The organism is Pseudomonas sp. LBUM1645 (assembly GCF_059716185.1).
The window spans coordinates 4,654,431-4,679,937 of record NZ_CP166811.1 but is presented as its reverse complement, the minus strand read 5'-3'; the positions used below and the strand labels follow the sequence as shown (position 1 = coordinate 4,679,937).

The window sequence follows — 25,507 nt, the reverse complement described above, 5'->3', positions numbered from 1 at the left end:
CAGTGATTGGGCTCCCATTAGCAAAGCGTTAGATGTCGTGATTGGCAGGAATCGTTTAGATGTTTTTTCTATTGAGATGACGTGGCTTATGGCTTCCGGTGCCTACGCCTCAAGCCACTGCCCGTGGAGCCGCGGGGCGGAGCAAACGTTCGATGGCTCCACTCACCAGACTCTCCAACAGCTCAACGCGCTCTCGCTCATCCAGCGAATGTTGCGCCAACCAGCCGGGCGCGCTGTTGAGTAAGTTTGCGATGGCATGTCCGGCGGCCAGCAGACCCTGTTCACTGAAGTGGGACCGGGCCCCGAGCATCAGCAACAATTTGCGCTCGTATTGCTCGCGCAGCTGCCGAACCCGTTCCTGTTGCTCTTCATTCAGGCAGCCGCTGTCACGCTCTGCCAGACGAAAATGCCAAGGCATCTCCTGATGCAGGTTCAAATGCGCTCGGATAAGCGCATGGAGTTTGTCACGTTTTGCCGGCGCCTTTTGCTCGATCCGCCCCAAGGTGGCCAGCAGCTCTTCGTAAAACTCCTCGATCAAGTCGAGCAACAAGTGCTGCTTGCTGGGGTAATGGTGATACAACGAGCCGGGAGCGAGCCCCAGGCAGGTCGCGAGCTCACGCATGCCGACCTGTCCGAAACCCTTGCAGGCGAACAGCTCCAGCACTTTGTCCCGGTACTCGGCAAAGCGCGAGCAACGCTCAGGCATAGGCATGGAAGCCACGCCCCGTTTTGCGCCCCAGGTAACCGGCGGCAACCATTTCCTTGAGCAGTGGAGCAGGGCGGTACTTGCTGTCGTTGAAGCCGTCGTAGAAGGCTTCGAGGATCGCCAGCACGGTGTCCAGACCGATCAGGTCCGCCAACGCCAACGGCCCGATCGGCTGATTGCAGCCCAGGCGCATACCGGCGTCGATGTCTTCGGCGCTGGCCAGGCCTTCCTGAAACACCAGGATCGCTTCGTTGATCATTGGCACCAGAATCCGGTTGACCACGAAGCCCGGACGGTTGCCCGCGGTGATCGCGGTTTTTCCGAGAGTGGTCGCCATGTCCAGCGCCAGGGCGTGGGTGGCGTCGCTGGTTTGCAAACCGCGAATCACCTCGATCAGGCCCATCACCGGCACCGGGTTGAAGAAGTGCAGACCGATGAAGCGCTCAGGCTGGCTCACGCTGGCAGCGAGCTGGGTGATGGACAGCGAAGACGTGTTGGAAGCGATCACACAGTCGGCGCTGACCTGCGCGGCGATCTGTTGCAGCACACGCAGTTTCAGGTCGAGGTTTTCGGTGGCGGCTTCAATCACCAGTTGTACGTTCTGCAGGTTGCTGTAGTCGGTGCTGGTGCGGATCTTGTCGAGGGCGGCGAGCTTTTGCTCTTGCGTCAGCGTTTCCTTGGCGATCTGTCGATCGAGGTTTTTACTGACGGTTGCGACGGCCTTTTGCAGGGCGCTCTCGGAGATGTCGAGCAAGGTCACGTTAAAACCGGCCAAGGCGCAGACTTGCGCAATGCCATTGCCCATGGTGCCTGCGCCGATCACGCCGATGTTTTGCAGATTCATGTTCTGTCCTTCCGATCAAATCCCGCGATACCTTGGCCGCCGTAGTGGCCGAAGGCGTACTATTGGCCGCGAGTCTAGAGCCGGCAGGGCGGTTGTCCTATGCCGAAACTGTTCAACGGCACTGGTGTTTTTTGCCATTCGGGTGATGGGGAGAGAAGCGTTCACATGCGGGAAAAGGACTCGGTTTCCGCCTACTTCGTGCAGGCAATGATCCATGGGCTGGGCAACAATCCGCAACGTCAGAGGGCTGCGCTTGAACAGGCTGGCATCGACCCGGCGTTGATGGAGCAGCCTACTGCGCGTGTGCCGGCGAGTGCGTTTGCCGCGTTGTGGTTGATTCAGATCCGCGAGCTCAACGATGAGTTCTTCGGGCTCGACTCCCATGGCATGCCGCCGGGCAGTTTCGCCCTGATCTGCCGGGCATTGATTCAGGAACCTGACCTGCACAAAGCCATGCGCCAGTGCCTGGCCAATTTCGCGCTGTTCCTCCAGGACTTTCGCGGCACGCTGACAGTGCGCGGCAAACGTGCGGTGATCAGCCTGCAGAACCACTCGCCAAACAGCGACGTCAGGCGTTTGGGCGAGGAGACGTTTCTGGTGTTGATGATCAGTCTGCTCTGCTGGCTGGGTGGCCGGCGCATCCCCATCGATCGCGCAGATTTTCGCCATGAACGTGTGTCGCTCAGCGATGACCGTTTGCTCTGGGGGCCTAACCTGACCTTTGGCGCGGAGCGCACCGAAATCGAGTTCGCCAGCCACTATCTGCGCCTGCCGGTGGTTCAGGATCTGGCATCCCTGAAAGTGTTTTTGCGCACCGCGCCGCAATGGCTGGTGATCCGTTTTCGCAATCAACACGGCCTGGCGTCGCAGGTTCATCAGCGCCTGCGTAACAGCCATTACAGCCAATGGCCGACCTTGCAGGCCTTCGCCCTGGAACAGCACCTGAGCCCCAGCACCTTCCGCCGAAAGCTGGAGCGTGAAGGGTGTTCGTATCAGGAGATCAAGGACGAGGTGCGGCGTGGCGTTGCCTTCGAACAGCTGCGACAGAGTCGAGCGAGCATCAGCGACATTGCCGAGCAACTTGGCTTTCAGGAACCGAGTGCGTTCCATCGGGCGTTCAAGAAGTGGACGGGAGAAAGTCCGGGACGGTATCGGGCGAGGTATCAGGGGGAGCTCACAGAGTGAACCCTGTTCTTGATCGTTTCACCTCATTACTCGACCAGGCGAGACGCGCCTTGCTGCTGGTCTGGGCAACGTCTCGCGGACTGTTTCTGGGATTGGTGCTGGCTACCCTGATCGCCGGCGTACTTCCAGCATTGGCGGCCTGGTTGGGCCAACGCATTGTCGATGCGGTCGTCACTGCCATGCAGTTGCACGCGCAGCAGGGCAGTGCGCCGTTGTGGCCGGTTGTGCGCTATGTGCTGTTTGAAGCGGGCGTGCTCGCGTTGCTGTCCGGGGCTCAGCGGGCGCTGTCGGTCCAGCAATCGCTGTTGCGGGTGCAGTTGGGGCAGAAGGTCAACACGATGATTCTGGAGAAGGCCCAGACGCTATCGCTGGTGCAGTTCGAGAATTCGGAGTTCTACGACAAGCTGGTTCGGGTGCGCCGCGAGGCTTCGACCCGGCCGTTGGCGCTGGTGATGAAGTCGTTGGGGCTGATCCAGAACCTGATCGTGTTGATCAGCTTCGGTGTGTTGCTGGTGCATTTTTCGCCCTGGGCGCTGGTGCTGCTGGTGGTCGGTGCGTTGCCGGTGTTCTTCGCCGAAGCGCATTTCTCCGGCGATGCTTTTCGATTGTTCACCCGCCGCGCACCGGAGAGTCGACAACAGAATTACATCGAAACGCTGCTCTCTCACGAGGGCTACATCAAAGAGGTCAAACTGTTCGGTTTCGCGCCGCTGCTGTTGAAGCGTTATCGCGAGACGTTCGCGCGGCTCTATGCCGAAGACCGGCGCTTGACGTTACGTCGGGACGGCTGGGGATTTGTCCTCGGTCTACTGGGCACCGGCGCGTTTTATCTGGCGTACGCCTGGGTGGTGGTCGATACCGTTCATGGCAACATCAGCCTCGGGCAGATGACCATGTACCTGGTGTTGTTCAAGCAGGGGCAGACGGCGGTGAGCAGCAGCTTGAGTGCCATCAGCGGTCTCTACGAGGATGGCCTTTACCTCTCCAGTCTTTATGAATACCTGGCCGAGCCTGTTGTGGCGGATACCGGCAACCTCACCGAGGGCGCGGTCCCCGGCGATGGCCTGCGTTTCGAAAACGTCGGCTTCCGTTATCCGGGATCCAGTCGCGCCGCGCTGGAAGGCATCGATCTTCACCTTGTGCCCGGCCACAGTGTGGCGCTGGTGGGGGAGAACGGTTCGGGCAAGACCACGCTGATCAAATTACTGACGCGGCTGTACCGTCCTGATCAGGGCCGTATCCTGCTGGACGGCAGCGATCTGCAAGCGTGGGAAGAAGACGCGCTGAGGCGGCGCATCGGGGTGATTTTTCAGGATTACATCCGCTACCAATTCTCCGTCGGCGAGAACATTGGTGTGGGTGACACGCTGGCGTTCAACGATGAACAGCGCTGGCAGGAGGCCGCCGCCGAGGGCATGGCCGCACCCTTCATCGAGGGGCTGGATCGAGGGTATGCCACGCAATTGGGGCGGTGGTTTGCCGGCGGCCAGGAGCTGTCCGGCGGGCAATGGCAGAAGATCGCGTTGTCGCGCGCCTACATGCGGCGCAACGCCGATATCCTGATTCTGGATGAGCCGACCTCGGCACTCGACCCAGCAGCGGAAGCGGCGGTGTTTGAGCATTTCAGTGAGCACACCGAAGGCCGGATGACGTTGCTGATTTCTCACCGGTTTTCCAGCGTGCGCAATGCGGACCACATCATCGTGCTGGACCAGGGCGCGATCCTTGAGCGGGGCGATCACGACAGTCTGGTGGCCGCGGGCGGGCGCTATGCGCAGTTGTTTGATTTGCAGGCCCGCGGTTACCGATAGATCTCAAGACTCCCGAGAAACCCGCGTCACTGCCGGCCCGGCCATTTGTGTTGGTTTTGTTTTCATCAAACCTTCGAGTGCCTGGCGATACTGGGTGCCGCCCCGGCTCATGCTGTTGTTGTGCGTACCACCGGGCACCAATAACAGGTGCTTGGGTTCGTTGGCGGCATTGAACAACTGCTGGCTGAATCGCGATGGCATGAACGGGTCGGCCAGGCCATGGACCACCAGCAGCGGCATGTTGATGTCGACGATCTTGTCGATGGAATCGAATTTCTGCGACAGCAGCCAGCGCACCGGCAACCATTTTACTGGCAGGTTGCTGTCGGCCACTTGCGCCACGGCATCGCCCAGCGAGGTGAAAGTGGATTCGATCACCAGACCGCGCACCGGCACCACGCCATGGTCCTTTTTCGCCTGTGCGGCCAAGTCTGCCGCCAGGTCGATAGCCACCGCGCCACCGAGTGAGTGGCCGTAGATCAGGCGCTTGCTGGCGTCCGGTTGCATCTTGGTGAAACGCTCCCAGGCGGCTCGAGCGTCTTCGTAAACACTGGCTTCCGACGGCAGATCCCCCTTGCTCTGGCCAAACCCGCGGTAGTCGATGGCCAGTACCGAATAGCCCATTGCGCGCAATTGCTCGATGCGGAACGCCTGGCCCGTCAGGTTCCAGCGCACGCCATGCAGGTAGAGGATCGACGGCGCATCGCGACGCGCGGCCGGCCACCACCAGGCATGCAGGTTTTGCCCGGACTTGAAACTGGCGGGTTTGATGTCGAATTCCTGAACGTCCTGTGGCAGGCCGCGATACCAACCAGCGTTGCCCGGTTCAATACGAAACAGCAACTCACGCTCGGTGTACTTGAGCACGCCGCAGCTCACCGGCAAGCCGACGACTAGCACGGCCATGCACAGCAGCGGCAGCCAGCGTCGGCGCAGACGGCTCATCAAATTCGAAAACATGCAGGGGTCCGGAGGATGAAAAGGAAAGCTCGGGTTTTAACAGAAGCGTGGGGAAAGGTGGGGATAAATTCGACAGTCGTATGAATGGTCCAGATCAGTCGGTGATGCTCAGGGCCTCATCGTCGGAACGCCGCCCGGAGCAAGCTCGCTCCCACAGGGAAACGCATTCCAATGTGGGAGCGAGCTTGCTCGCGATGAGGCCGTTCCTGCCCGCGAAGCTTTAAAGCCTGCTCGCAAAGCCGCTCGTCTTTGCCTATGAGCCTACCCAACAAAAAGATTGAACAATCACACAAAATGTTATTTAAATAACAAAACAACAACGCCAGCGTCAGTCTGGCAAGCCGTATCAAGGTGGGATAGCAATGAGCAAGATCGCAGTCATCGGCAGTAACATGGTGGATTTGATCACCTACATCGATCGCATGCCGGCCCAGGGCGAGACGCTCGAAGCGCCGGGGTTTGCCCTCGGGTGTGGTGGCAAGGGCGCCAATCAGGCGGTTGCCGCCGCCAAGCTTGGGGCGGAGGTGTTGATGCTGACCAAGGTCGGCGATGACCTGTTTGCCGACAACACCCTGGCCAACTTCCAGCGCTTTGGCATCGACACCCGTTACGTGCAGCGCGTGCCCGGCGAATCCAGCGGGGTGGCGCCGATCTTCGTTCAGGCTGACTCGCACAACAGCATCCTCATCGTCAAAGGCGCCAACGCGCACCTTGCCCCGGCAGATATCGACGCGGCCGCTCAGGCATTGCGTGAGTGTTCGCTGATCGTTCTGCAGCTCGAAATCAACGTCGATACCGTTTACTACGCCATCGAGTTCGGCCGCGCGCACAACATTCCGGTGCTGCTCAACCCGGCGCCGGCCTTGTCGGGCTTGAGCCGTGAACACCTGGCGCAACTGGATTTCCTGGTGCCCAACGAGTCCGAGCTGGCGCTGATTACCGGCCAGGTTGTGGACTCGCCGGAGTCAGCCCATAACGCCGTCCAGACATTGGTTGCCAGCGGCATTCGCCACGTCATCGTGACCCTCGGCCAGCAAGGCGCGCTGTATGTCGGCGAGGAGGGCGAGTTTCAGATTCCCGGCCTGTCTGTCGCCGCGCGTGACACCACCGGGGCAGGAGACGCCTTCATCGGTTGCTTCATTCATCACTGGAGCCGCGACCGCGATATCCGCGCCGCCATGACCCAGGCCGTGGCGTATTCCGCCTGCTCGGTCACGGGCCTGGGCACTCAGACGTCCTACCCGGACGCCCACGCATTCGCTGAATTCCAGCGCAGCCTCGACGCCTGACGTTGAGGTGATTCAACCGCTCCAACATCCCGAAGCTCACCACGGAGAACAACAATGACAAAACCTCCGCTCCAACAGACGCCCGATGGTTTCTACCTGAACCGCACGCCCTGGTTCGCCTTCATTTTGCTATGCAGCATCTTCGCGTTATGGGCGGCGGCCGCGAGCATGAACGACGTGCTCATCGCGCATTTCAAGAAGGCGTTTCTGCTCAGCGATTTCCAGACCGCGTTTGTCCAGTCGGCGTTTTATCTGGGTTATTTCTTCGTGGCGATACCGGCCGCACTGGTGGTCCGCCGTTTCAGCTACAAGACCACCATCCTCATCGGCCTGATGCTGTACATGTTCGGTTGCCTGTTGTTCTTCCCGGCAGCATCGACCGCCAAGTACGGCATGTTCCTGCTGGCACTGTTTGTGATTGCGGCGGGGCTGTCGTTCCTCGAGACCGCCTGCAACACCTACTCGACGTTGATGGGCCCGCGTGAAACCGGTACCCGTCGCCTGAATATTTCCCAGACTTTCCATCCGTTCGGTGCGATGGCCGGGGTCTATGTCGGCAGCTTTGTGATGTTCAAGGACACCGACGCCACCCGCGAGCAACTCACGCAAATGAGCACCTCGGACGCGGCGGTCCAGCAACTGCAAATGATCCAGTCCACGTTGCTGCCGTACAAATGGATGATCGCAGTGCTGGTGCTAATGTTCATCCTGATCGCCATCACCCGGTTTCCCGCGTGCAAAGGCAATCAACCGAGCAGCAAGAAAACCGCCAGCCTCGGCCAGAGCCTGTCGCGGCTGTGGCGTAACAAGCGGTTTACCTTTGGTGTGTTGGCGCAGTTTCTATACGTCGGGGCCCAGGTCGGTGTGTGGAGTTTCACCATCCGTTTGGCGATGCAGTTGGGCGGCATGAACGAACGCAGCGCGTCGTGGTTCCTGCTGACGACGTTCGCCGCGTACTTTGTCGGTAAGCTGATTGCCAACGTGCTGATGCGCAAACTGCACCCGGCCAAGGTATTGGCAGTGTACGGCGTGCTGTGCATCGCGTTGCTGGCGTACACGATTCTGGTGCCGAGCATCACCGCGGTATACGCAGCGGTTGGCGTGAGCGTGTTCCTCGGTCCGTGCTGGCCGACCATCTACGGCCTGACCATTGACGGCTTGGGTGAAGACACCGGCGTCGGCGGTTCGCTGCTGGTGATGAGCATTGTCGGTGGCGGGGTGATTCCGATCTTCCAGGGTCTGCTGTCCGATTACAGCGGCGGCAACATGCAACTGGCCTACAGCGTGCCGTTGCTGTGCTTCATCGTGATCGTGATGTACGCGATACGCTGCTTGCGTCATTCCGACAGCGAACGGGCACCGGTAGGTGCGGTGGCCGCGTCATGAATACGCGGATCAATCTTCATCCGTCGCAGTTTGGCGAGGCGCGCAAGGCGTTGCTGGAATCCGAGGCGTTCACGGTCAGCGCCTGGGTCTACCCCAGCGGTGTGCTGGCGGTGGAGTTGGCCAACCGTCGCGGCAGTCTTGTAGTACTGCCGTATCAGGGCCAGATGATTTGGTCCGCCGTGTTCGACGGTTGTGACCTGACCATGCGCAACCTGTTCAACCAGCCCAAACCCAGCCCAACGGTGATCGGCACCTACGGTTGTTTCATGTTTCACAGCGGCCTGCTGCGCAACGGTTGCCCGAGTCCCGAGGACGATCATCCTTTACACGGCGAGATGCCTTGCGCGGCGATGGATCGCGCGTGGCTGGAGGTCGGTGAAGACAGCGCTGGTCAATACCTGCGACTGGGCGGCGAGTACGAATACGCGCAGGGTTTTGGTGACCGCTATCTGGCCAGCCCGAGTGTGACTTTGCGTGCTGATTCAGGGCTGTTCGACATCGCCATGCAGGTGACCAATCTCGCGGGCAAACCGATGGACCTGATGTACATGGCGCACATGAATTACGCCTATGTCGAAGGCGCTCGTTTCATTGAGCCCTTGGGCTTCGAGCGTGTGCGCTTGCGCAGCAGCGTGCCGGCGCACGTGAAACCGACGCCGGCCTGGACTGAGTACATGCAGGTGCTGGCGGAAGACCCGGAGCAGTTCACATGCCTGGATCAGCCGCAACTCTACGATCCCGAGATCGTGTTTTTCTTCGACGGCGTCCGGACGGATGACCGCGGTCATGCGCATTTTCTGCTGAGCCATCCGAACGGTGCGGCGTTCTACACCCGCTACCGTCCGGACCAATTCGACCATGCCGCGCGCTGGATCCTGCACAACCCCGATCAGCAAGTAGCGGCGTTCGTGCTACCGGCCACCTGCGAGCCGGAAGGGTACAAGGCAGAGTCTGCCAAGGGCCACGTGCGTTCACTGGCAGCGGGGGCGACGGCTGATTTCAGCGTCACCACCGGTTACCTCAGTGCAGCGGAACAACAGGCCCTGATCAGATGATCAACTGCGCGCCGCTGGCGGTAATGGCGTCGCGGTAGGCCTTGGGGATTTTCTTGTCGCTGACCACGAACTGAAAGTCCTCAAGGTTGGCGAAGTGCGCGGTGCGCACCGTGTCGAACTTGCTGTGGTCGGCCAGCAACAGCCGCTGTTGCGCCTGACGCAGGACCTTCTGCTTGACCTCCACTTCATTGAAGTTGAAGCAGGTCACGCCGAAGTCCTGGCTGATGCCGGCAGCGGAAACGAAGGCCCAGGTCAGGCGCACGCTGTCGAGGATGCCGGTTTCGGTCTGATTCTCGAACACCTGGTTCTTGCGGTGGAACGTGCCGCCGCACACCACGATGTGGCAGTTGGGTTTTTGCGAGAGTTTGAGCAGCACGTTCAGGGAGTTGCACACCGCGGTGAATTCGAGCTCGTCGGGGATGAAATCGACCACGAAAGGCGTGGTGGTACCGCAGTCGAAGAACACCGTGTCGCCCGGTTGAATAAACCCGGCGGCGAGTTTGCCGATGCGACGCTTTTCTTCAACGTGCCGGGTGTCCTGTTCGGCCACGCGGTAATCGCCGGGCTCGCTGCCGTCGTGAATTTTCGTGATGTAGCCACCGAGCAGCCGCAGGTGGTCGGTGTACTTGCTCAGGTCGCGGCGCAGGGTCATCTCGGACACGTCCAGCAACGCCGCCATCTCGCGCAGATGAATGGCGCTCTGGTCTTGCAGGGCTTGTTGAATCAGCTTGAGACGCTCGGCTTTTTTACTGTCCACAGGCATTCCGGGGTTGATTGTTGGTGTTATTTAAGTAACATTATTTGTGAGATTTGTAACGTTTTTGCGCAAATCACCTTCGATTGTGGCGCAGGGGCATTTGAATATACAAACAGGAGTTTTTGCGATGGCACACCTCGAACCCCAAGCGTTGGCGCAGTACATCGATCATACCTTGCTGGCGCCCGATGCTTCCCGCGAGCAAATCGCAACATTGTGCCGCGAAGCCGTAGAACACGGCTTCTATTCGGTGTGCGTGAACTCGGGGCAAGTCCCTCATGCGGCTCAGTGCCTTGCAGGGCAACGCGTCAACATCTGCGCGGTGGTCGGCTTCCCGCTGGGTGCCGGTCTGAGCGAGACCAAAGCCTTCGAAGCCGAGCGGGCGATCGCCGCCGGTGCCGGGGAGGTCGACATGGTGTTGAACATCGGCGGGTTGAAAGACGGTTTGTTCGATCAAGTGCGGGACGACATCGCCCAGGTCAAACAGGCGTGCGGCAGTGTGCCGCTGAAAGTCATCCTGGAAAACTGCCTGCTCACCGACGCCGAAAAAGTGAAGGCCTGCGAGATTTGCCGTGATCTGAATGTCGCTTTCGTCAAAACATCGACTGGCTTCAGCCGCAGCGGCGCCACGGTGGAAGACGTTGCGCTGATGCGCCGCACCGTCGGCGCGATCATCGGGGTCAAGGCTTCCGGTGGTGTGCGCGATTACCCGACCGCGCTGGCGATGATCGAAGCCGGTGCCACCCGACTGGGCACCAGCTCGGGCATCGCGATCATCAGCGGCGCCCAGGCGGCAGGTGAGGGGTACTGATCAGTCCACGCGCAAGACGATCTTGCCGATGTGATCACCCGCTTCCATCCGTGCATGAGCCTGTGCCGCGTCGGTATAGGGATAGACCTTGTCGATCATCGGCAGGCAACGCCCAGCGGCGAGTACGGGCCAGACGTACTCGCGCAACTGTTCGGCGATCGAGGCTTTTTCTTCACGGGTGCGCGCGCGCATCAGTGAGCCAGTGATCGTCGCGCGTTTGCCCAGGATCGCCAGCAGGTCAACGTCTTTGGCATGAGCACCACCGAGAAAGCCCAGCATCACCAGCCGACCGTCCATGCCCAACGCCGCGATATTCTGATTCAGGTACGAACCGCCCATGATGTCGAGGATGACATTGACGCCCTTGCCGGCGGTTTTTTCCTGGATGACCTGGACGAAGTCCTGATCGCGATAGTTGATCGCCTCGGCCCCCAACGTGCGGATCGCCGCACACTTCTCCTCACTGCCCGCCGTGGCGAATGCCTTGATGCCAAACTCGCGACACAACATCAGTGCGGTCGTGCCGATGCCACTGGTGCCGCCGTGAATCAATGCGCGCTGGCCTTTGCTGGCGCCGCCCATGTCGAACAGATTGGCCCACACCGTGAAGAAAGTTTCTGGCACCGCCGCGGCGTGCACCCAATCCATCCCTTCAGGAATCGGCAACGTCTGGCTGACCGGTGCGACGCAATATTGCGCGTAACCGCCGCCATTGGTCAGTGCGCAGACGTTATCGCCGACAATGAATTCGTTGACGCCTGCGCCGATGGCTACCACTTCACCGGCCACTTCCAGGCCGGGAATCGGGCTCATGCCGGGTTTCATCGGGTACTTGCCGGCGCGTTGAATCACATCGGGGCGGTTGACCCCGGCAGCGTGTACGCGAATCAGCACTTCGCCTGCACCGGCGGTTGGAACCGGTTCCTGACGTGCCTTTAAAACCTCCGGGCCACCGGGTTCGGTGATTTCAATCAGGGTCATGGTTTGGGGCAGAGTCATGTCGGCGTCCTGTTGTGAAGGTGTTCAGAAAGTGGGACCGCGTCTTGGCGGGGAAAATCAAAAGATCGCAGGCTTTATGGGCAACACAACGGAATCGGCTGATCGCGACGATTCAACAAACGCATCCCCAGTTCCAGTAACAGTGCAACCACAAGGGCGCCGGCGGCAATGACAAACAACAACGCGTGATCGCCGCCGCTGGCGTTGAACAACGCCGAATACGCAAACCCGGCGATGGCCTGAAACGTGGCGAAGGAAACCGTCGCGCGGCTCCAGGCAATTTGCTGCTGATGATGCTGTGGGATCAGTTCGTGAACCCGTGCCAGCGCCAGTGGGACGATGCCCGGCGGGAATGAGCCGAGGATCACCGCCAGCAGGGCCAGCGCTGCGAAAGAACTCGATATCGAAAGCAGGCCGACGGCAATCGCCTGCACCACCAGCACCAGCCGAATGCTTTGTTTCGCGCCTAGTTGATCGGCCAGAAAGCCATAACTCACCGGCCCGATAATCGCGCCAACGCCATACATCACCCAGATTAGTGCACCGATGTGCGAGCCGGCACCGAGCCCGCGGGCCACGTAATCCACCAGGAACACCATCGCTGGCACGAGTCCGGCGGCCATGAACGCGTATTGGGCGAATAACAGGTACACGCGCGAGTCGGTCGGTGTCGACGAAGTGTTGTCCAGCGCCGTGGTGGTCGCGTGGTGCGAGTCTGATGGCCAGCCGAACCAGCTCGCAGCGGTCAGCAGCAGCGAAAGAAGACCGAGGCCAAACCAGGTTTGCTGCAAGCCAAGGCTTAGCAACGGCGGAACAATCGTTCCCGACCCGGCAATGCCAAGACCGATGCCCAGAAAAATCGCACCGCTTGCCAAGCCTCTGCGGGATGCCGGCACATGGGGCAGCACCGTGGCAGCCACCAGCACCATGATTGCGCCACCGGCAATGCCCGACAGCAGGCGCCAGCCAAAGAACCAGCTCACCGACAACGGAAAACCACAGGCGAAAAACGACAAGGTCACGGCAAGCATCATCAGACGCAGTGCCGTTGTATTGGAGGTGCGTTGGGCCAAAGGGCGGCCGATCAGTGCGCCGATCAGATAACCGACTAGGTTGGCGGCACCGAGGTAGACCACGTCGCTGGAGGAAAACCAGCGCGCCTGGATCAATGATGGAATCAACGGCGTGTAAGCAAATCGCGCCAGGCCAATGCTGACCAGGCTGGCGCAGAGGCCGGCAAAGATCGGCAGCCAGATCGCGTTGCGCAGGGTGGGCGAGGTGCTGTGCATGATAACGGTCCTGTAAGTTTTGCTGGCCTCCAGCCTATCGTGGTTTACGAATGCAATAATGCAGCGATTTCGCGCTAGAGTGATGCATCTATGCATCAGTTGGAGAGCCGTATGAATTGGGATGACGCGCGGGTGTTTCTGGCGGTGTGCCGAGAGTCGACGCTAAGGGGCGCGGCGCGGGTGCTGGGTGTCGATCAGGCCACGGTCGGCCGGCGGATCACGGCCCTGGAAAAGTCCTTGAGTGCCACGCTATTCCTGCGCACCTCCGAGGGTTATGCGTTGACGGCTGTCGGCGAAGCCGCGTTGCGGGCGGTGGAAAAAATGGAGCATTCGGCACTCGAACTGGAGCGCCGGATTCAAGGCCTCGACGATCGACTGACCGGGCTCGTAAGGGTCAGCACCACGGACTCCCTGGCCATCGACTTCCTGATCCCGGCGATTGCTCGCCTGCATCAACAGCACCCCGACGTGCGCGTGCAACTGGACGCCTCGACGCAGATTCTCAGCCTGTCCAAACGCGAAGCCGATATCGCCGTGCGCAATACCCGGCCGGACAACCCGGACCTGATCGCCCGGCGCATCGCCCGCTGGCCGGTGGGTCTTTTCGCGTCTCAAGCGTATGTCGATGCCCATGGTGCGCCGGAGCCGGGCTCGGCGTTTGAGGGGCATGATCTGGTGGTGTATCAGCCGTATCTGCAAGGCAACAAAGACATGACGCTGGTCTCGGAACCGCTGGGTCGCGGGCGCATTGTCTCGAGCCTGAGTTCCAGTCTGCTGGTGCGCCGATCCATTGTTGCAGGGATCGGGCTCGGGGAAATTCCGGTGTACATGGGGGATAGGGACGGGCTGGTCAGGTTGTGGCCGGAGCGCACGCGACCGGTGCCATATGACGTGTGGCTGGTAACCCACGCAGACCTGCGGCATACCGCCAGAGTCCGTGTAGTGATTGATGAAATTGTCGCGGTGTTTTCAGGGACGGGCGAGTGAGGCCTGGGGGCTTCGATGCCCCCAGGCGATTCACAGTCATGGCATTTCCGGCAGTTCTTGAGGGCGCAGATCGAACACCAGCACTTCAGCATCGACACCGTTGCTCAACGTCAGCACCTGTTCATCGCGAACCCGCACGCCATCGCCTTCCTGCAATGGCACGCCGTTGAGTTCAACACTGCCGCGGGCCACATGCACATAGGCATAGCGGTTTGCGGCCAATTCCAGAGTAGAGCTTTCCTTACCGTCGATGAGCGCGGCATACACCCGTGCATCCTGACGCACCTTCAGCGAACCCTTCGCCCCGTCGGGGGAGATGATCAGTTGCAGACGCCCGCGTTTCTTCTGCGTGCTGAAGTGCTCTTGCTGATAACGCGGTTTGGCGCCGCTGACGTCCGGCACGATCCAGATTTGCAGGAAGTGCACCGGCCGGGTGGCCGAGTGGTTGTACTCACTGTGTGCCACGCCGCTGCCGGCGCTCATCAACTGCACGTCACCCGGGCGGATCACCGAGCCAGTACCCAGGGTGTCTTTGTGTTCCAGAGCACCTTCGAGCACATAAGAGAAAATCTCCATGTCGCGGTGCGGGTGCTGGCCGAAACCTTTACCGGCGGCAACCCGGTCATCGTTGATCACCAGCAGGTCGGAAAAACCCTGCTCTTTCGGGTTGCGATAATTGGCGAAGGAAAAGGTATGGAACGACTTCAACCAACCGTGATTGGCCGCGCCGCGATCGGAAGCTTTGCGAAGGGTCAGCATGATGAAATCTCCTGTGGGGACGTTGATTCGTCCGAGTGAGGAGAAGGTTAATGGTTACTGGCTGATGCAATAAGTAGATGAAAATTGAAATACTGTCCTGTTCAGGTTGACAATAATCGGCAAGCGATCACGTATTCTTCTCCGACGCTGATGCCACATTTGGCCATAATGCACAGCATTCTTTGGATGCCAGGCACTCCCATCAAAAGTTGGGTGCCCCGCAGACTGACCTTCTTATGACTTCAGTGATTTGAACCCATGAAAACCGTGGCTATGGTGTTGTTCCCGGACTTTCTCCTGCTGGACATGGCAGGCCCGATGGAAGTGTTTTCCATCGCCAATCGATATCTGGCAGCGGATGACCGTTACGAACTGTCGACCATCGGCACCGAACATGGCGTACTGCGCGCCTCCAACGGCGTCAGCGTTCAGACCGATTTGCACATCGATCAGGCAGATCGCGCGTATGACCTATTACTGGTGCCGGGCGGTCCGGGCGCCTACAACGAAAAACATCCACCGCTGTTGTGTTGGCTCAAAGCCGCTGTCGGTCGCGCCGAGCGTTTCGGCTCGATCTGCACCGGCGTGTTCGTGCTGGGCCATGCCGGTTTGCTGGACGGTTATCGTGTCACCACCCACTGGCATTACACCGAACGATTGATCAAGGGCTTCCCGAAGGCCACCGTCGAAACCGATCAGATTTACGTGCAGGACCGCAACCTCATCACCTCCGGCGGCGTCACCGCCGGTATTGACCTGGCGCTGGCGGTGGTTGCCGAAGACCATGGCAAGAAAGTCGCCCTGGACGTGGCCAAGGTGTTGCTGGTAGTCATGAAACGCCAGGGTGGGCAGGCGCAGTTCAGCCCGTTGATGGCCGCTGTCGCACCGCAGGAAACGCCGATCACCCGTGTGCAGAGGAATGTGCTCGAACACCTCGATGAAGCCTTCAGCATCGAACGCATGGCCAGCCTCGCGAACATGAGCACACGGCACTTCGCCCGGATGTTTGCCCGGGAAGTGAACATGACGCCCATGGAATTTCTGCAAAGTGCGCGTATCGACTGCGCCAGGAGCCTGCTGGAAACCAGCGAATTGCCCCTCAAGACCGTGGCCTTCAAAAGTGGCTTCGGCAGCGTACGGCACATGCGTTTTCTGTTCAGTGAAAAGCTCGGTCTGACCCCGTCCCAATACCGTGAACAGTTCAGTTAGAGCGTTCTTGTCCGTTCTGCGCACCCAGATGGCGGTGACACTCCCACCGTGGCAGTTGTACCGTCACTGAGGCCTGCCAAGATACGGGTGAACGCTTTGCAATGGAGATGCGGGAGTCTGGAGGGCGCGTGCGATGGATGTGCTGCACGGTGAGCCGGGCCAGGTTTCAGCACGAGAATGTGCATGAACAGCCTCAGAGATTTAAACAGCGATGCGGTGTTGCGATTCGGCCCCTACGCATTCCACCAGCGGCAACGGCTGATCCTGGAAGGTGACCGGCCGTTGCGCATGGGCGGTCGGGCACTGGATATCCTCCAGGTGCTGGTCGAGCGCGCCGGCAATGTGGTCAGCAAGGACGAACTGATTGCTCACGTCTGGCCGACGTCCGTGGTCGAGGACATCAACCTGCGCGTGCACATTGCGGCCCTGCGCCGGGCGCTTGGCGACGGGCAGAATGGCCAGCGCTACATCGTCAACATTCCCCAACGCGGTTATAGCTTTATCGCCCCGGTGCAGCCTTCGTCTGCGGGCACGCAGGTCTTGATCGAGACCGTTCAAAAACATCAGCACAACCTGCCTGCACGACTCACGCCGGTGACCGGCCGAGATTCGATGGTCGGCAGTCTCGTCCGGCAGTTACCGGTTCGGCGTCTCATGACGCTGGTTGGCCCCGGCGGCGTCGGCAAGACCACGGTGGCGTTGCGTGTCGCCGAACTGCTGTTGCAGCACTATGAAGATGGTGTGTGGCTGATTGATTTCGCGGCGATCGATGACCCCACGCGAGTGGTCGATCATCTGACCCAGACCCTTGAACGGGAGATCGGCACGACGCTGGACGGGCTGGCAAACCGGCACACGTTGCTGGTGCTCGACAACTGCGATCACCTGCTGGAACACTGCCGAACACTAGTCGAGGATTTGCTGGTGTCGGCGCCTCGACTGTCCATTCTGGTGACCAGCCGCGAGCCTTTGCAGGCGGCAGAAGAAACGGTCCAGCGTCTGCCGTCTCTGGTGGTGCCGCCGGTGTCGGCGTTGCACAGTGTCGCCGAAGCCATGGGGTATTCGGCGGTGCAGCTGTTCGTCAGTCGTGCCCGAACCCGCCAACAAGGGTTTACCTTGCGCGAACAAGACCTCCAAGCGGTCCGTGAAATCTGTCGGCGGCTCGATGGGTTGCCACTGGCCATTGAACTGGCAGCGGCGCAGATCCACGCGCTGGCGTTGGTCGGCTTGCAAGCTCAGCTGGATAACTGTCTTCAGCTGCTGACCCAAGGCCGGCGCACGGCGGTGCCCCGACATCAGACGCTCAAAGCTGCGTTGGACTGGAGCTATGAGCGGCTGAGCCTGCTGGAACAAACCGTATTGCAGCGCCTGTCGGTGTTCAAAATGTCCTTCACCCTCGATGCCGCGATTGGCGTGTGCAGTTGCGTGGAGCTGAAACCCAATCAACTGGCGGAACTGGTGAAGCGATTGGTCGCCAAATCGTTGCTCTCGATGGATCAGGTCAACGGCACAGCCCGTTATCGCTTACTCAACACCACGCGCACGTATGCCCTTGAGAAGCTCGAGCACAGCGGCCATCTGCGGGCGTTTGAGCGGCGCTATTGGCACCACATCAGCCGGGCGCGCTGGGTCTCAGGCGTGCAGTTGCCCATGGAGCTCGTCGAGTAATTGACGGACTTTACTCAGGTCCGGTGTAGAAAATCCCTCGGTGAACCGATGGTAGATCGGTGCCAGCAGCTCATGAGCTTGCTGATACAAGCCCTGACGCTGCCAAAGTTGAGCCAGTGAGGTGGCGCTGCGCAGTTCCCAGGCCAGGGCACCCTGATGTTTCGCCACGTTTAAAGCCCTGTTCAACACGGCTTCGGCCGCTTCGGTTTTCAGTGGGCAATTCTCGGCCAGCAGCGCATCAGCCCGGGCCCGCAGAACTTCCGCCGTGCTCCAGCCGGCCGTACCGGTGTCGGCCCGTTGCAACAGGGCGTCATCGACGAAACCGCAATCCAGGGTGACCATGATGTCCTTGATCAGCCCCACGCCTAGCTGAAGAGGCAAGTGCACCTCGGCGCGGTCGATCACCTGCGCATAGTGCCGGGCCCAGGTGTAGAACAGCAGCACCGAGTGTTTCTGTGCTTGTTCCAGCAGCAGGCGCAAGAGTTCACGAGCGGTACGGGTATCGCCGTTGTAGTGAGCGATCAGGCAACCGGCCAGCGCCAGGGTGTAGCAGATGGACGTGCCGTGGTTGATCTGGATCGCAATGTCCAGCGCTTGCCGGGCGGTGCGCCAGGCTTGTTCCGGTTGCCCCTGCAACCAGAGGATGCGCGCCAGAATCGTCAAGGCGGCGACGCTCTGATCGTAGTGCACGCCAAAACCGTAGGTGAAACGGTTGAGGTGGCCGCTCTGGGCCATGCGCTGGAGGACCTGTTCGGCATTCATCCGCGCCTGCTGCTGGTCCCCGGCAAAGTGCAACGCCAGCACCCGCAAGCGATGTGTGCTGAGGGACAACACCGCATCGCCGTGCAGCCCCAACCGATCGAATTGCCGGCTCTGTTCCAGGGCCATTTGATAATTGGCGCAACAGAGATTGACCGCCATGTGCCCGGACACCGCCCGCAACTGACCGGCCAAATCGTTGCAATGTCTGGCCAGGATTCTGGCGCTGACGAACGCCTCGACGGTTTCCGTCGTGCCGACCTGAGTGTGATAGCAGGAGCTACCGAGGGCGAGCTTGAGCGTCATGTGCAGACGAGGGCAGGGCTCGGGCGCCGCCTCAAGCAACGCTAGCGCTTTGCGTACGTAAACGCCATGTTCCTTGAGCAGCGAAAACTCCTGCCAGAGTGGCGTCGACGTCGCGGCCAAGCGTATCGCCAGCGTCTGCGACCCTTGTCCATTCAAGCCCCAGTCGAGGGCCGAACGAATGTCTTCCAGGCTGCGCGCGTAACGCTCGATCCACAGTCCCGTGGAGATCAGCTCCCAGTCAGTGTGCGCTTGATGCATCAAGGCCAGGCAGCGTTCCGCGTGGCGTCCTCGGGTGTCTGCAATTTCAGCGGCCTGGTCGAGTTTTTCCAGGGCGTAGCTGCGGGTCGTGTCGAGCAATCGATAGAACACCTCTTCGTCGCCCACCTCGACGTTCAGCAGCGACTTGGCCACCAGTTGCGTGATCGAACCGAACACCACGTCGGGCTCGATGTGTTCGCCGACGATCACCGCTGCTGCCGACTCCAGCGTGAACCCTCCCCGGAACACGCCCAGTCGACGCAGGCAGGTTTGCTCGCAGGCGTTCAGCAGTTCGAAACTCCAGTCGAGGGTCGCGCGCAGCGTTTGGTGGCGACCCAGCGCCGACTGACAGCCCTGGGTGAGCAGGCGAAAACTGCCTTGCAGTTGCGCGAGCAACCCGCTCACACCCAAGCTGCCGACTTGTGCAGCGGCCAGTTCGATCGCCAACGGAATACCGTCCAGGCGCCGGCAGATTTCAATCGCCAGCGGCAGTTCGTCGTCAGTCAATTCAAAGCTGTCATGGCTGGCCATGGCCCGTTCAACGAACAAATGCAGCGCCGAAAACGTAAGCGCCTGGGCGCGATCGAGCACGGCGATGGGCGGCGGAAAATCCAGTGACTCCAGACGCTGAACGAATTCGCCTTCGGCGCGCAGGCTCTCGCGGCTGGTGGCCAGAATGTGCACCTGCGGCGCTGCGCGAAGAAGGCTTTCGCAAAGCAAGGCAATCGCGTCGAGCAGGTGTTCGCAGTTGTCGATCACCAGCAACATCTGGCGCTCGCGCAGAAACGCCGCCAGACCGCTCATCGGTTCGGCGTCGTGCAAGGACAAATCCAGCAGCGTGGCCAGATGCGCGGTGATCATCATCGGGTCATTGATCGGCGCCAGGTCCAGCAGGCGAATGCCGTCCCGGTAGCGACCGATCAGTTGTTCTGCGACGCGCAGGGCCACGGTGGTCTTGCCGATCCCGCCCGGGCCGACGAGGGTGATGAAGCGCTGGCGTGGCAGCTGCGTCATCAGGCTGTCGACCAAGGCCTGGCGTCCGATCATGCGCGTGTGGCGGATCGGTAGGTTGTGGCCGCTTGGCATGGGCCGTTCGCCCTCGGGCGGTTGTTCGATCTGTTCCAGCGAGTACGGCGCCACAAAGCTGTAGCCACGCTGGGCCACGGTGATGATGTAGCGCTGACCGGCCTGACCGTCGCCGAGGGCTTTGCGCAGGGCCGCCATGTGCACGCGCAAGTTGATGTCTTCCACCACGCTTCTGGGCCAGACCCTGGCCATTAGTTCTTGCTTGCTGACCACGTTCCCCGCGTGTTCCAGCAGGATCAACAGGATGTCCATCGCCCGCCGACCCAGGCGCAAAGGCTGGTCGGCCTCCATCACCAGACGTTGTCCGGGATAGATGCGGTAGGGGCCGAAATGGATGGCCTTTACGGGGGAAAGGGTCAACGGGTCACTCCTGCTTGCAGCCGTCTGGTACGCGGTTTTCGAGCATATTCCTCAGGTTTTTCCTTTAACGCAACGCGGGTTCGCCTGACTGTCGGGTGTTCGCTGCGACTGCCTGTGCCCGGCGCCAATGGCAGGTGCCGCGTTTACTGGGCGCCACCGTAGCAAAGCACGTGTTGCGGCTTTTGGCGCGCCAATGAAAATTAACAACGTTTAACTCGTGCTGCATCTGGTCTACGCCCAAAACTCTGCTGCTTCAACTTCCGCCGGTCTGTGGGAGCGGTGGTGTTGCAAAGGGATTAACACCTCAATAGGACGCTGGAATGAGCAACGTGGTGGTGGTTTATCACAGCGGCTACGGGCACACCCGGGTCATGGCCGAAGCCGTGGCCCAAGGGGTGGAACGGCACCTGGGCAGCACCTGCCTGCTGATTCCGGTTGAGGACGTGGACCAGCACTGGGACCGTTTGCACAACGCTGACGCCATCATCTTCGGTGCCCCGACTTACATGGGCAGCGCGTCGGCGTCCTTCAAGGGATTCATGGAAGCCACGGCGGCGTTCTACCTCGCCCAGCCGTGGCGCGACAAGCTCGCGGCCGGATTCACCAACTCCGGCTGCCTGTGCGGCGACAAACTCAACACATTGCTGCAGATGGCGGTGTTCGCCGCGCAGCATTCGATGATCTGGGTCGGCCTCGACCTGCTGCCGGCGCGTTCGGGTACGGGCATGTTCGATGGGCAATTGAATCGCCTGGGCAGCTCGCTCGGCGCCATGGCCCAGTCGAATGTCGAACAGTCCCCGGACTTTGCCCCACCGCCCGAAGACCGCTGCACCGCCGCCCACCTCGGCGAGCGGGTGGCGCGACTCGCCGAACGCATGGGCCACTCACCGGTTTGAAACACCCCAACACTCGCTAAGGAGAAATTGCATGAGTACATTCACGACCCGCGACGGCACCGAGATTTACTACAAGGACTGGGGCACCGGTCAGCCCATCGTCTTCAGTCACGGCTGGCCATTGAACGCCGACAGCTGGGAATCGCAAATGATCTTCCTGGCCTCCAAAGGCTACCGGGTGATCGCCCATGATCGCCGCGGTCATGGCCGCTCCAGCCAGCCATGGACCGGCAACGACATGGACACCTACGCCGATGACCTGGCGCAGTTGATCGAGTTATTGGATCTGCAAAACGTTGTGCTGTTCGGCTTCTCCACCGGCGGCGGCGAAGTGGCGCGTTACATTGGTCGTCACGGCACCGGGCGCGTGGCCAAGGCCGGGCTGATTTCTTCGGTGCCGCCGCTGATGCTCAAGACTGAAGCCAACCCCGGCGGCCTGCCGATCGAAGTGTTTGACGGCATTCGCGAGGCATCCCTGGCCGACCGTTCGCAGCTTTACATCGACCTCGCAAGCGGCCCGTTCTTTGGCTTCAATAAACCGGACGCCAAGTCATCTCAGGGCATGATCGACTGGTTCTGGATGCAAGGCATGACCTCCGGCCACAAGAACGCTTATGACTGTATCAAGGCGTTCTCCGAAACCGACTTCACCGAAGACCTGAAGAAGTTCGACATACCGACGCTGGTGGTGCATGGCGATGCTGACCAGGTGGTGCCGATCGAAGCGGCGGGCATTGCGTCTGCAAAACTGGTGAAAGGCTCTACGTTGAAGATCTACCCCGGCGCTCCCCATGGCTTGACGGATACCCACAAGGATCAGCTCAACGCTGATCTGTTGGCGTTTTTGAAGGACTAAGCGTTAATCCCTGGCCCCCGATCCTATGCCATGGAAACTCTGTAGCAGCTGTCGAGCCCCGGCGAGGCTGCGTCCGGCTGCGCAGCAGTCGTAATATCAGCCAACGCAGTGTTTCAGGTAAACCGCGTCATCAGGTTTCACGACTGCTTCGCAGCCGGACGCAGCCTCGCAGGCTCGACAGCTGCTACGAAGCGTGCGGTGTCGAGCTTTGTTGCGCGCGACGTTGATCGGTGTAGGCAGGGTGGTGGGGCAGGGAACGCAGGGTGCGGCAACGCCACGCAAACGGAGTAATGCCTTCATTGCGAGTGAAGATGTGGCAGAAATGCGCCTGATCGCAGAAGCCGCATTCGAGACTGATTTGCGTCAGCGTCAGGTCGGTGCTCTGGATCAATTGCTTGGCGCGGGCGATGCGCTGGTTGCGAATCCAGTCTTGAGGTGAGAGCCCGGTGCTGCACTTGAACGCGCGGGAGAAATGACTGCGCGAAAGGGAACAAGCGCGGGCCAGTTCGGTCACTTCAACGGTTTCACCAAGGTGCTCGAGGATCAGTTGCTTGGCCAGGCTTTCGCGCCACGGGGTCAGGCCGCCGGTGTTTTTCTTTCGCGATTCAGTGGCCGTCGCGCGGGCGACGTTTTGCTGAGAATTGGCCATGACAAATGTCCGTGTCGGTGAGCTTCATTTTTGGTCGCAGGGCTCTGGCAGGCGAGTTAAACGTTGTTAATTCCGTCCGTGCAGGTGGCAACCAACGGCACTAACTCAGCACATTGCTGCAATTTTTTCGGGGGCGAGCCGTGCAAAATCGACGTCATCTGGCGGTGTTGTGCGTGGCCGCTCTTCTGACTCGACCAAGGTGGTGGCATGAAACATTCTCTGGTTTGCGCGCTGGGGCTCGCGGTGGCGCTGGCGTCCGGTATTTCCTCGGCTCAGGCACCGGCGCAAGTCGGCACACAAGTGCCGGGTTACTACCGGTTGGCGGTGGGCGATTACGAGGTGACGGCGTTGTTTGACGGCTACAACGATCTGTCGCCCAAACTGCTCAAGGGCCTGACCCAAAGTCAGATCCGCGCGCTGCTGGCTCGCCGTTCGATTGAAACGCCGGGCGTACAAACCGCGTTCAACGCCTTTCTGATCAACACTGGCAAGCAGTTGATCCTCGTCGATACCGGCGCCGGCCAGTGCATTGGTGCTACAGCCGGGATGCTGTCAGACAATATGAAAGCCGCCGGTTATGAGCCTGCGCAGGTCGATACGATTTTGTTGACCCACCTGCATCTGGACCATGTCTGCGGACTGGTCGACGGCCAACAGAAACCGATTTTCGCCAACGCCACGGTCTTTGCTGCGAAGGCAGAAGCCGACTACTGGCTTGATCCCCAGGCCCTCGCCAAGGCGCCCGAGGGTGCCAAGCCGTACTTCAAAATCGCCCAGGACTCGACCGCGCCCTACGTCGCGGCAGGTCGCTTCAAGACGTTCGATGCCGGTCAGTCGCCCTTGCCGGGTGTGGAGGCAGTTCTCGAAGCCGGTCACACACCGGGCAGCACCACGTACCGTTTCACCTCGCAGGGACAGAGCATTTTGTTCATGGGCGACCTGGTGCATAACCTCGCGGTGCAGTTCGAGCACCCTGAAGTGTCGATCGGCTTTGACGTCAACAGTCAGCAAGCGATCAGGAGTCGCGCCAAGGTGTTCAGCGATGCAGCGGCGAGCAAAGTCTGGGTAACGGCGGCGCATTTGCCGTTTCCGGGCATCGGCCATATCGCGGCAGAGGGTAAGCATTTCCAATGGATACCGGTGGAGTACGGTCCTTACAAACGTGCGGCCAACGTACCGCTGATCGAATAAAGTCCACCGCTTGGTGCCTGGCTGAACACACGAGGGAATCTGCCTGTGAACCGTAACGATTTGCGCCGCGTCGACATGAACCTGTTAGTGATTTTCGAAGCGTTGATGTTCGAAAAGAACCTCACCCGTGTTGCTGAAAAACTGTTCATGGGGCAGCCGGCGGTGAGTGCGGCGCTGGGGCGGTTGCGGGATCTGTTCGATGATCCGCTGCTGTTGCGCAATGGCCGCGGGATGGAGCCGACGGGGCGGGCACTGGCGATCCTCAAGGAGCTGCAACCGGCGATGGATGTGATTTCCGGGGCGGTGAGCCGGGCCAAGGAATTCGACCCGACGACAAGCTGCGATGTGTTTCGCATTGGCCTTTCGGACGACGCCGAGTTCGGCTTGTTTCCGCCATTGTTGAGCCAGCTTCGGGAAGAGGCACCAGGGATCATCGTGGTCGTGCGGCGGGCGAATTATTTGCTGATGCCGGCATTGCTGGCGTCCGGGGAGATTTCGGTGGGGGTGAGTTACACCACGGATCTGCCGGCTAACGCCAAGCGCAAGACGTTGCGGGATATTCCGTGCAAGGTGCTGCGCGGTGACAAACGGCCGGGGACGCTTTCGCTGGATGAATACTGCGAACGACCGCATGCGATGGTGTCGTTTTCGGGGGATTTGAGCGGCAACATTGACCTTGATCTCGCGAAGATCGGACGAAGTCGGCGGGTGGTGTTGGGCGTTCCGCAATTCAGTGGGTTGCGGGCGTTGCTGGCCGGGACCGAGATGATCGCTACCGTGCCGGATTACGCAGCGTGCGCGTTGGTCGAGGGTTGTGCGTTGCGGGCCGAAGACCCGCCGTTTCCGATTGAAGCGGCGCAGCTTTCGATGGCCTGGAGCGGGGTGCATGACAACGATCCGGCGGAGCGATGGTTGCGGTTGCGGATCAGTGAGTTCATGTCGAGGCCTTTGCCTATTTCGGCTTGAACGTGGCGGCCTTCGGGCCGACCAGGTTCTTTTTGGCCGAGTGCATATCCATTCCTGCGGTAACGGCGGCTGGCGGTTTCGCCCTTACGGCGACTCACTTTTTTTACAAGCGCCTAAAAAAAGTAAGCAAAAAAACGCTCGCCCCGAGCGTCCGGCCCCTCGCCTAGGCTCGGCGTTCCTTCGCTCCGGTGTCCATCTGGGGGCATCGCCTCCGGTCGGCTTCGCTTCGACCTCCTCTCGATGTGTGCGGCTTCGCCGCACGGCGCTTCGCGCCTGCCCCCCAGATGAACACCTCCACTCAGCCTCCCGAAGGGGCGGGTGGATCAAGATCAAAAGCTGCAGGCGAGCTAACGCTCGGCCTGTTGAGTGGTGAGAAGCAAAACGTGTACGCCGATCCTCCTGGAGCTGTCGAGTGCAACGAGGCTGCGATCTTTTGATCTTGACCTTGGCGGCCTGACAGCCGAC

Annotated in this window: 22 protein-coding genes; 13 read left to right on the top strand and 9 right to left on the bottom strand. The window is 60.4% G+C overall.

Features of this window, described 5'->3' with window-relative positions:
• Positions 1–109: 109 nt before the first annotated feature.
• Together ACA079_RS21055 and ACA079_RS21050 are read right to left on the bottom strand one after the other, a co-directional pair.
• The gene (locus ACA079_RS21055) at positions 110–712 is read right to left on the bottom strand and encodes a TetR/AcrR family transcriptional regulator (protein ID WP_497700809.1); all 603 of its coding nucleotides are present in this window, start codon (positions 710–712) and stop codon (positions 110–112) included.
• Positions 699–1,550, bottom strand: coding sequence for a 3-hydroxybutyryl-CoA dehydrogenase (locus ACA079_RS21050; protein WP_497700808.1), 852 nt, complete (start codon positions 1,548–1,550; stop codon positions 699–701). The genes ACA079_RS21055 and ACA079_RS21050 overlap by 14 nt, the downstream gene beginning before the upstream one ends.
• Before the next feature lie 165 nt (positions 1,551–1,715).
• Between ACA079_RS21050 and ACA079_RS21045 the strand changes: the two genes are divergently transcribed.
• Together ACA079_RS21045 and ACA079_RS21040 are read left to right on the top strand one after the other, a co-directional pair.
• A complete protein-coding gene (locus ACA079_RS21045; RefSeq protein ID WP_497700807.1) occupies positions 1,716–2,735 on the top strand; it encodes an AraC family transcriptional regulator in 1,020 nt (339 codons plus the stop codon).
• Positions 2,732–4,546, top strand: a complete 1,815-nt coding sequence (locus tag ACA079_RS21040) for an ABC transporter ATP-binding protein (protein WP_497700806.1) — start codon at positions 2,732–2,734, stop codon at positions 4,544–4,546. Before ACA079_RS21045 ends, ACA079_RS21040 begins: the two co-directional genes overlap by 4 nt.
• A 3-nt stretch (positions 4,547–4,549) precedes the next feature.
• On the opposite strand, the gene ACA079_RS21035 is transcribed toward ACA079_RS21040, so the two are convergent.
• Positions 4,550–5,506, bottom strand: coding sequence for an alpha/beta hydrolase (locus tag ACA079_RS21035; protein ID WP_497700805.1), 957 nt, complete (start codon positions 5,504–5,506; stop codon positions 4,550–4,552).
• A 362-nt stretch (positions 5,507–5,868) separates the two neighbouring features.
• On the opposite strand from ACA079_RS21035, the gene rbsK reads away from it, so the two are divergent.
• From rbsK to ACA079_RS21020, 3 genes are read left to right on the top strand one after another with little or no spacing between them, the layout of a single operon-like run.
• Complete coding sequence (rbsK, locus tag ACA079_RS21030; RefSeq protein WP_497700804.1) at positions 5,869–6,795, top strand: ribokinase; 927 nt, start codon at positions 5,869–5,871, stop codon at positions 6,793–6,795.
• Positions 6,796–6,849: 54 nt separating this feature from the next.
• Positions 6,850–8,181 (top strand): L-fucose:H+ symporter permease, encoded by a 1,332-nt coding sequence (gene fucP / locus ACA079_RS21025; RefSeq protein WP_497700803.1) that lies wholly within the window; start codon positions 6,850–6,852, stop codon positions 8,179–8,181.
• Positions 8,178–9,236: an aldose 1-epimerase family protein gene (locus tag ACA079_RS21020; protein WP_497700802.1), complete on the top strand. Its 1,059-nt coding sequence runs from the start codon at positions 8,178–8,180 to the stop codon at positions 9,234–9,236. Before fucP ends, ACA079_RS21020 begins: the two co-directional genes overlap by 4 nt.
• Here the strand turns inward: ACA079_RS21020 and deoR are convergent.
• Complete coding sequence (gene deoR / locus ACA079_RS21015) at positions 9,229–9,999, bottom strand: DNA-binding transcriptional repressor DeoR (RefSeq protein ID WP_497700801.1); 771 nt, start codon at positions 9,997–9,999, stop codon at positions 9,229–9,231. The genes ACA079_RS21020 and deoR overlap by 8 nt on opposite strands.
• Positions 10,000–10,120: 121 nt before the next feature.
• On the opposite strand from deoR, the gene deoC reads away from it, so the two are divergent.
• A complete protein-coding gene (gene deoC / locus ACA079_RS21010; RefSeq protein WP_497700800.1) occupies positions 10,121–10,804 on the top strand; it encodes a deoxyribose-phosphate aldolase in 684 nt (227 codons plus the stop codon).
• Here deoC and ACA079_RS21005 read toward each other — a convergent pair whose 3' ends face one another.
• Positions 10,805–11,803 (bottom strand): NAD(P)H-quinone oxidoreductase, encoded by a 999-nt coding sequence (locus ACA079_RS21005; RefSeq protein WP_497700799.1) that lies wholly within the window; start codon positions 11,801–11,803, stop codon positions 10,805–10,807.
• 74 nt (positions 11,804–11,877) lie between these two features.
• Entirely contained in the window at positions 11,878–13,092 is a 1,215-nt protein-coding gene (locus ACA079_RS21000; protein WP_497700798.1) for a YbfB/YjiJ family MFS transporter, read from the bottom strand.
• Positions 13,093–13,203: 111 nt separating this feature from the next.
• Between ACA079_RS21000 and ACA079_RS20995 the strand changes: the two genes are divergently transcribed.
• Positions 13,204–14,079, top strand: a complete 876-nt coding sequence (locus tag ACA079_RS20995; RefSeq protein ID WP_497700797.1) for a LysR family transcriptional regulator — start codon at positions 13,204–13,206, stop codon at positions 14,077–14,079.
• Between the two features lie 36 nt (positions 14,080–14,115).
• Here ACA079_RS20995 and ACA079_RS20990 read toward each other — a convergent pair whose 3' ends face one another.
• On the bottom strand, positions 14,116–14,838 hold the full coding sequence (locus tag ACA079_RS20990) for a pirin family protein (RefSeq protein WP_497700796.1): 723 nt from the start codon (positions 14,836–14,838) through the stop codon (positions 14,116–14,118).
• A gap of 258 nt (positions 14,839–15,096) precedes the next feature.
• Between ACA079_RS20990 and ACA079_RS20985 the strand changes: the two genes are divergently transcribed.
• Both ACA079_RS20985 and ACA079_RS20980 read left to right on the top strand, forming a co-directional pair.
• Positions 15,097–16,047, top strand: a complete 951-nt coding sequence (locus tag ACA079_RS20985) for a GlxA family transcriptional regulator (protein ID WP_497700795.1) — start codon at positions 15,097–15,099, stop codon at positions 16,045–16,047.
• A gap of 183 nt (positions 16,048–16,230) precedes the next feature.
• Positions 16,231–17,715 (top strand): ATP-binding protein, encoded by a 1,485-nt coding sequence (locus ACA079_RS20980; RefSeq protein ID WP_497700794.1) that lies wholly within the window; start codon positions 16,231–16,233, stop codon positions 17,713–17,715.
• On the opposite strand, the gene ACA079_RS20975 is transcribed toward ACA079_RS20980, so the two are convergent.
• The gene (locus tag ACA079_RS20975) at positions 17,680–20,484 is read right to left on the bottom strand and encodes an ATP-binding protein (protein WP_497700793.1); all 2,805 of its coding nucleotides are present in this window, start codon (positions 20,482–20,484) and stop codon (positions 17,680–17,682) included. The genes ACA079_RS20980 and ACA079_RS20975 overlap by 36 nt on opposite strands.
• A 320-nt stretch (positions 20,485–20,804) precedes the next feature.
• Here ACA079_RS20975 and ACA079_RS20970 point away from each other — a divergent pair, with 320 nt between their 5' ends.
• On the top strand, positions 20,805–21,380 hold the full coding sequence (locus ACA079_RS20970; protein ID WP_497700792.1) for a flavodoxin family protein: 576 nt from the start codon (positions 20,805–20,807) through the stop codon (positions 21,378–21,380).
• 31 nt (positions 21,381–21,411) lie between these two features.
• Complete coding sequence (locus tag ACA079_RS20965) at positions 21,412–22,236, top strand: alpha/beta fold hydrolase (protein WP_461997801.1); 825 nt, start codon at positions 21,412–21,414, stop codon at positions 22,234–22,236.
• Positions 22,237–22,420: 184 nt separating this feature from the next.
• On the opposite strand, the gene ACA079_RS20960 is transcribed toward ACA079_RS20965, so the two are convergent.
• Positions 22,421–22,885: a helix-turn-helix domain-containing protein gene (locus ACA079_RS20960; protein WP_497700791.1), complete on the bottom strand. Its 465-nt coding sequence runs from the start codon at positions 22,883–22,885 to the stop codon at positions 22,421–22,423.
• A 207-nt stretch (positions 22,886–23,092) separates the two neighbouring features.
• Here ACA079_RS20960 and ACA079_RS20955 point away from each other — a divergent pair, with 207 nt between their 5' ends.
• Complete coding sequence (locus ACA079_RS20955; RefSeq protein ID WP_497700790.1) at positions 23,093–24,076, top strand: MBL fold metallo-hydrolase; 984 nt, start codon at positions 23,093–23,095, stop codon at positions 24,074–24,076.
• 45 nt (positions 24,077–24,121) lie between these two features.
• Positions 24,122–25,042 carry a LysR family transcriptional regulator gene (locus ACA079_RS20950; RefSeq protein WP_497700789.1) on the top strand — a complete coding sequence of 307 codons (921 nt, stop codon included), beginning with the start codon at positions 24,122–24,124 and terminating at the stop codon, positions 25,040–25,042.
• Positions 25,043–25,507: the final 465 nt, after the last annotated feature.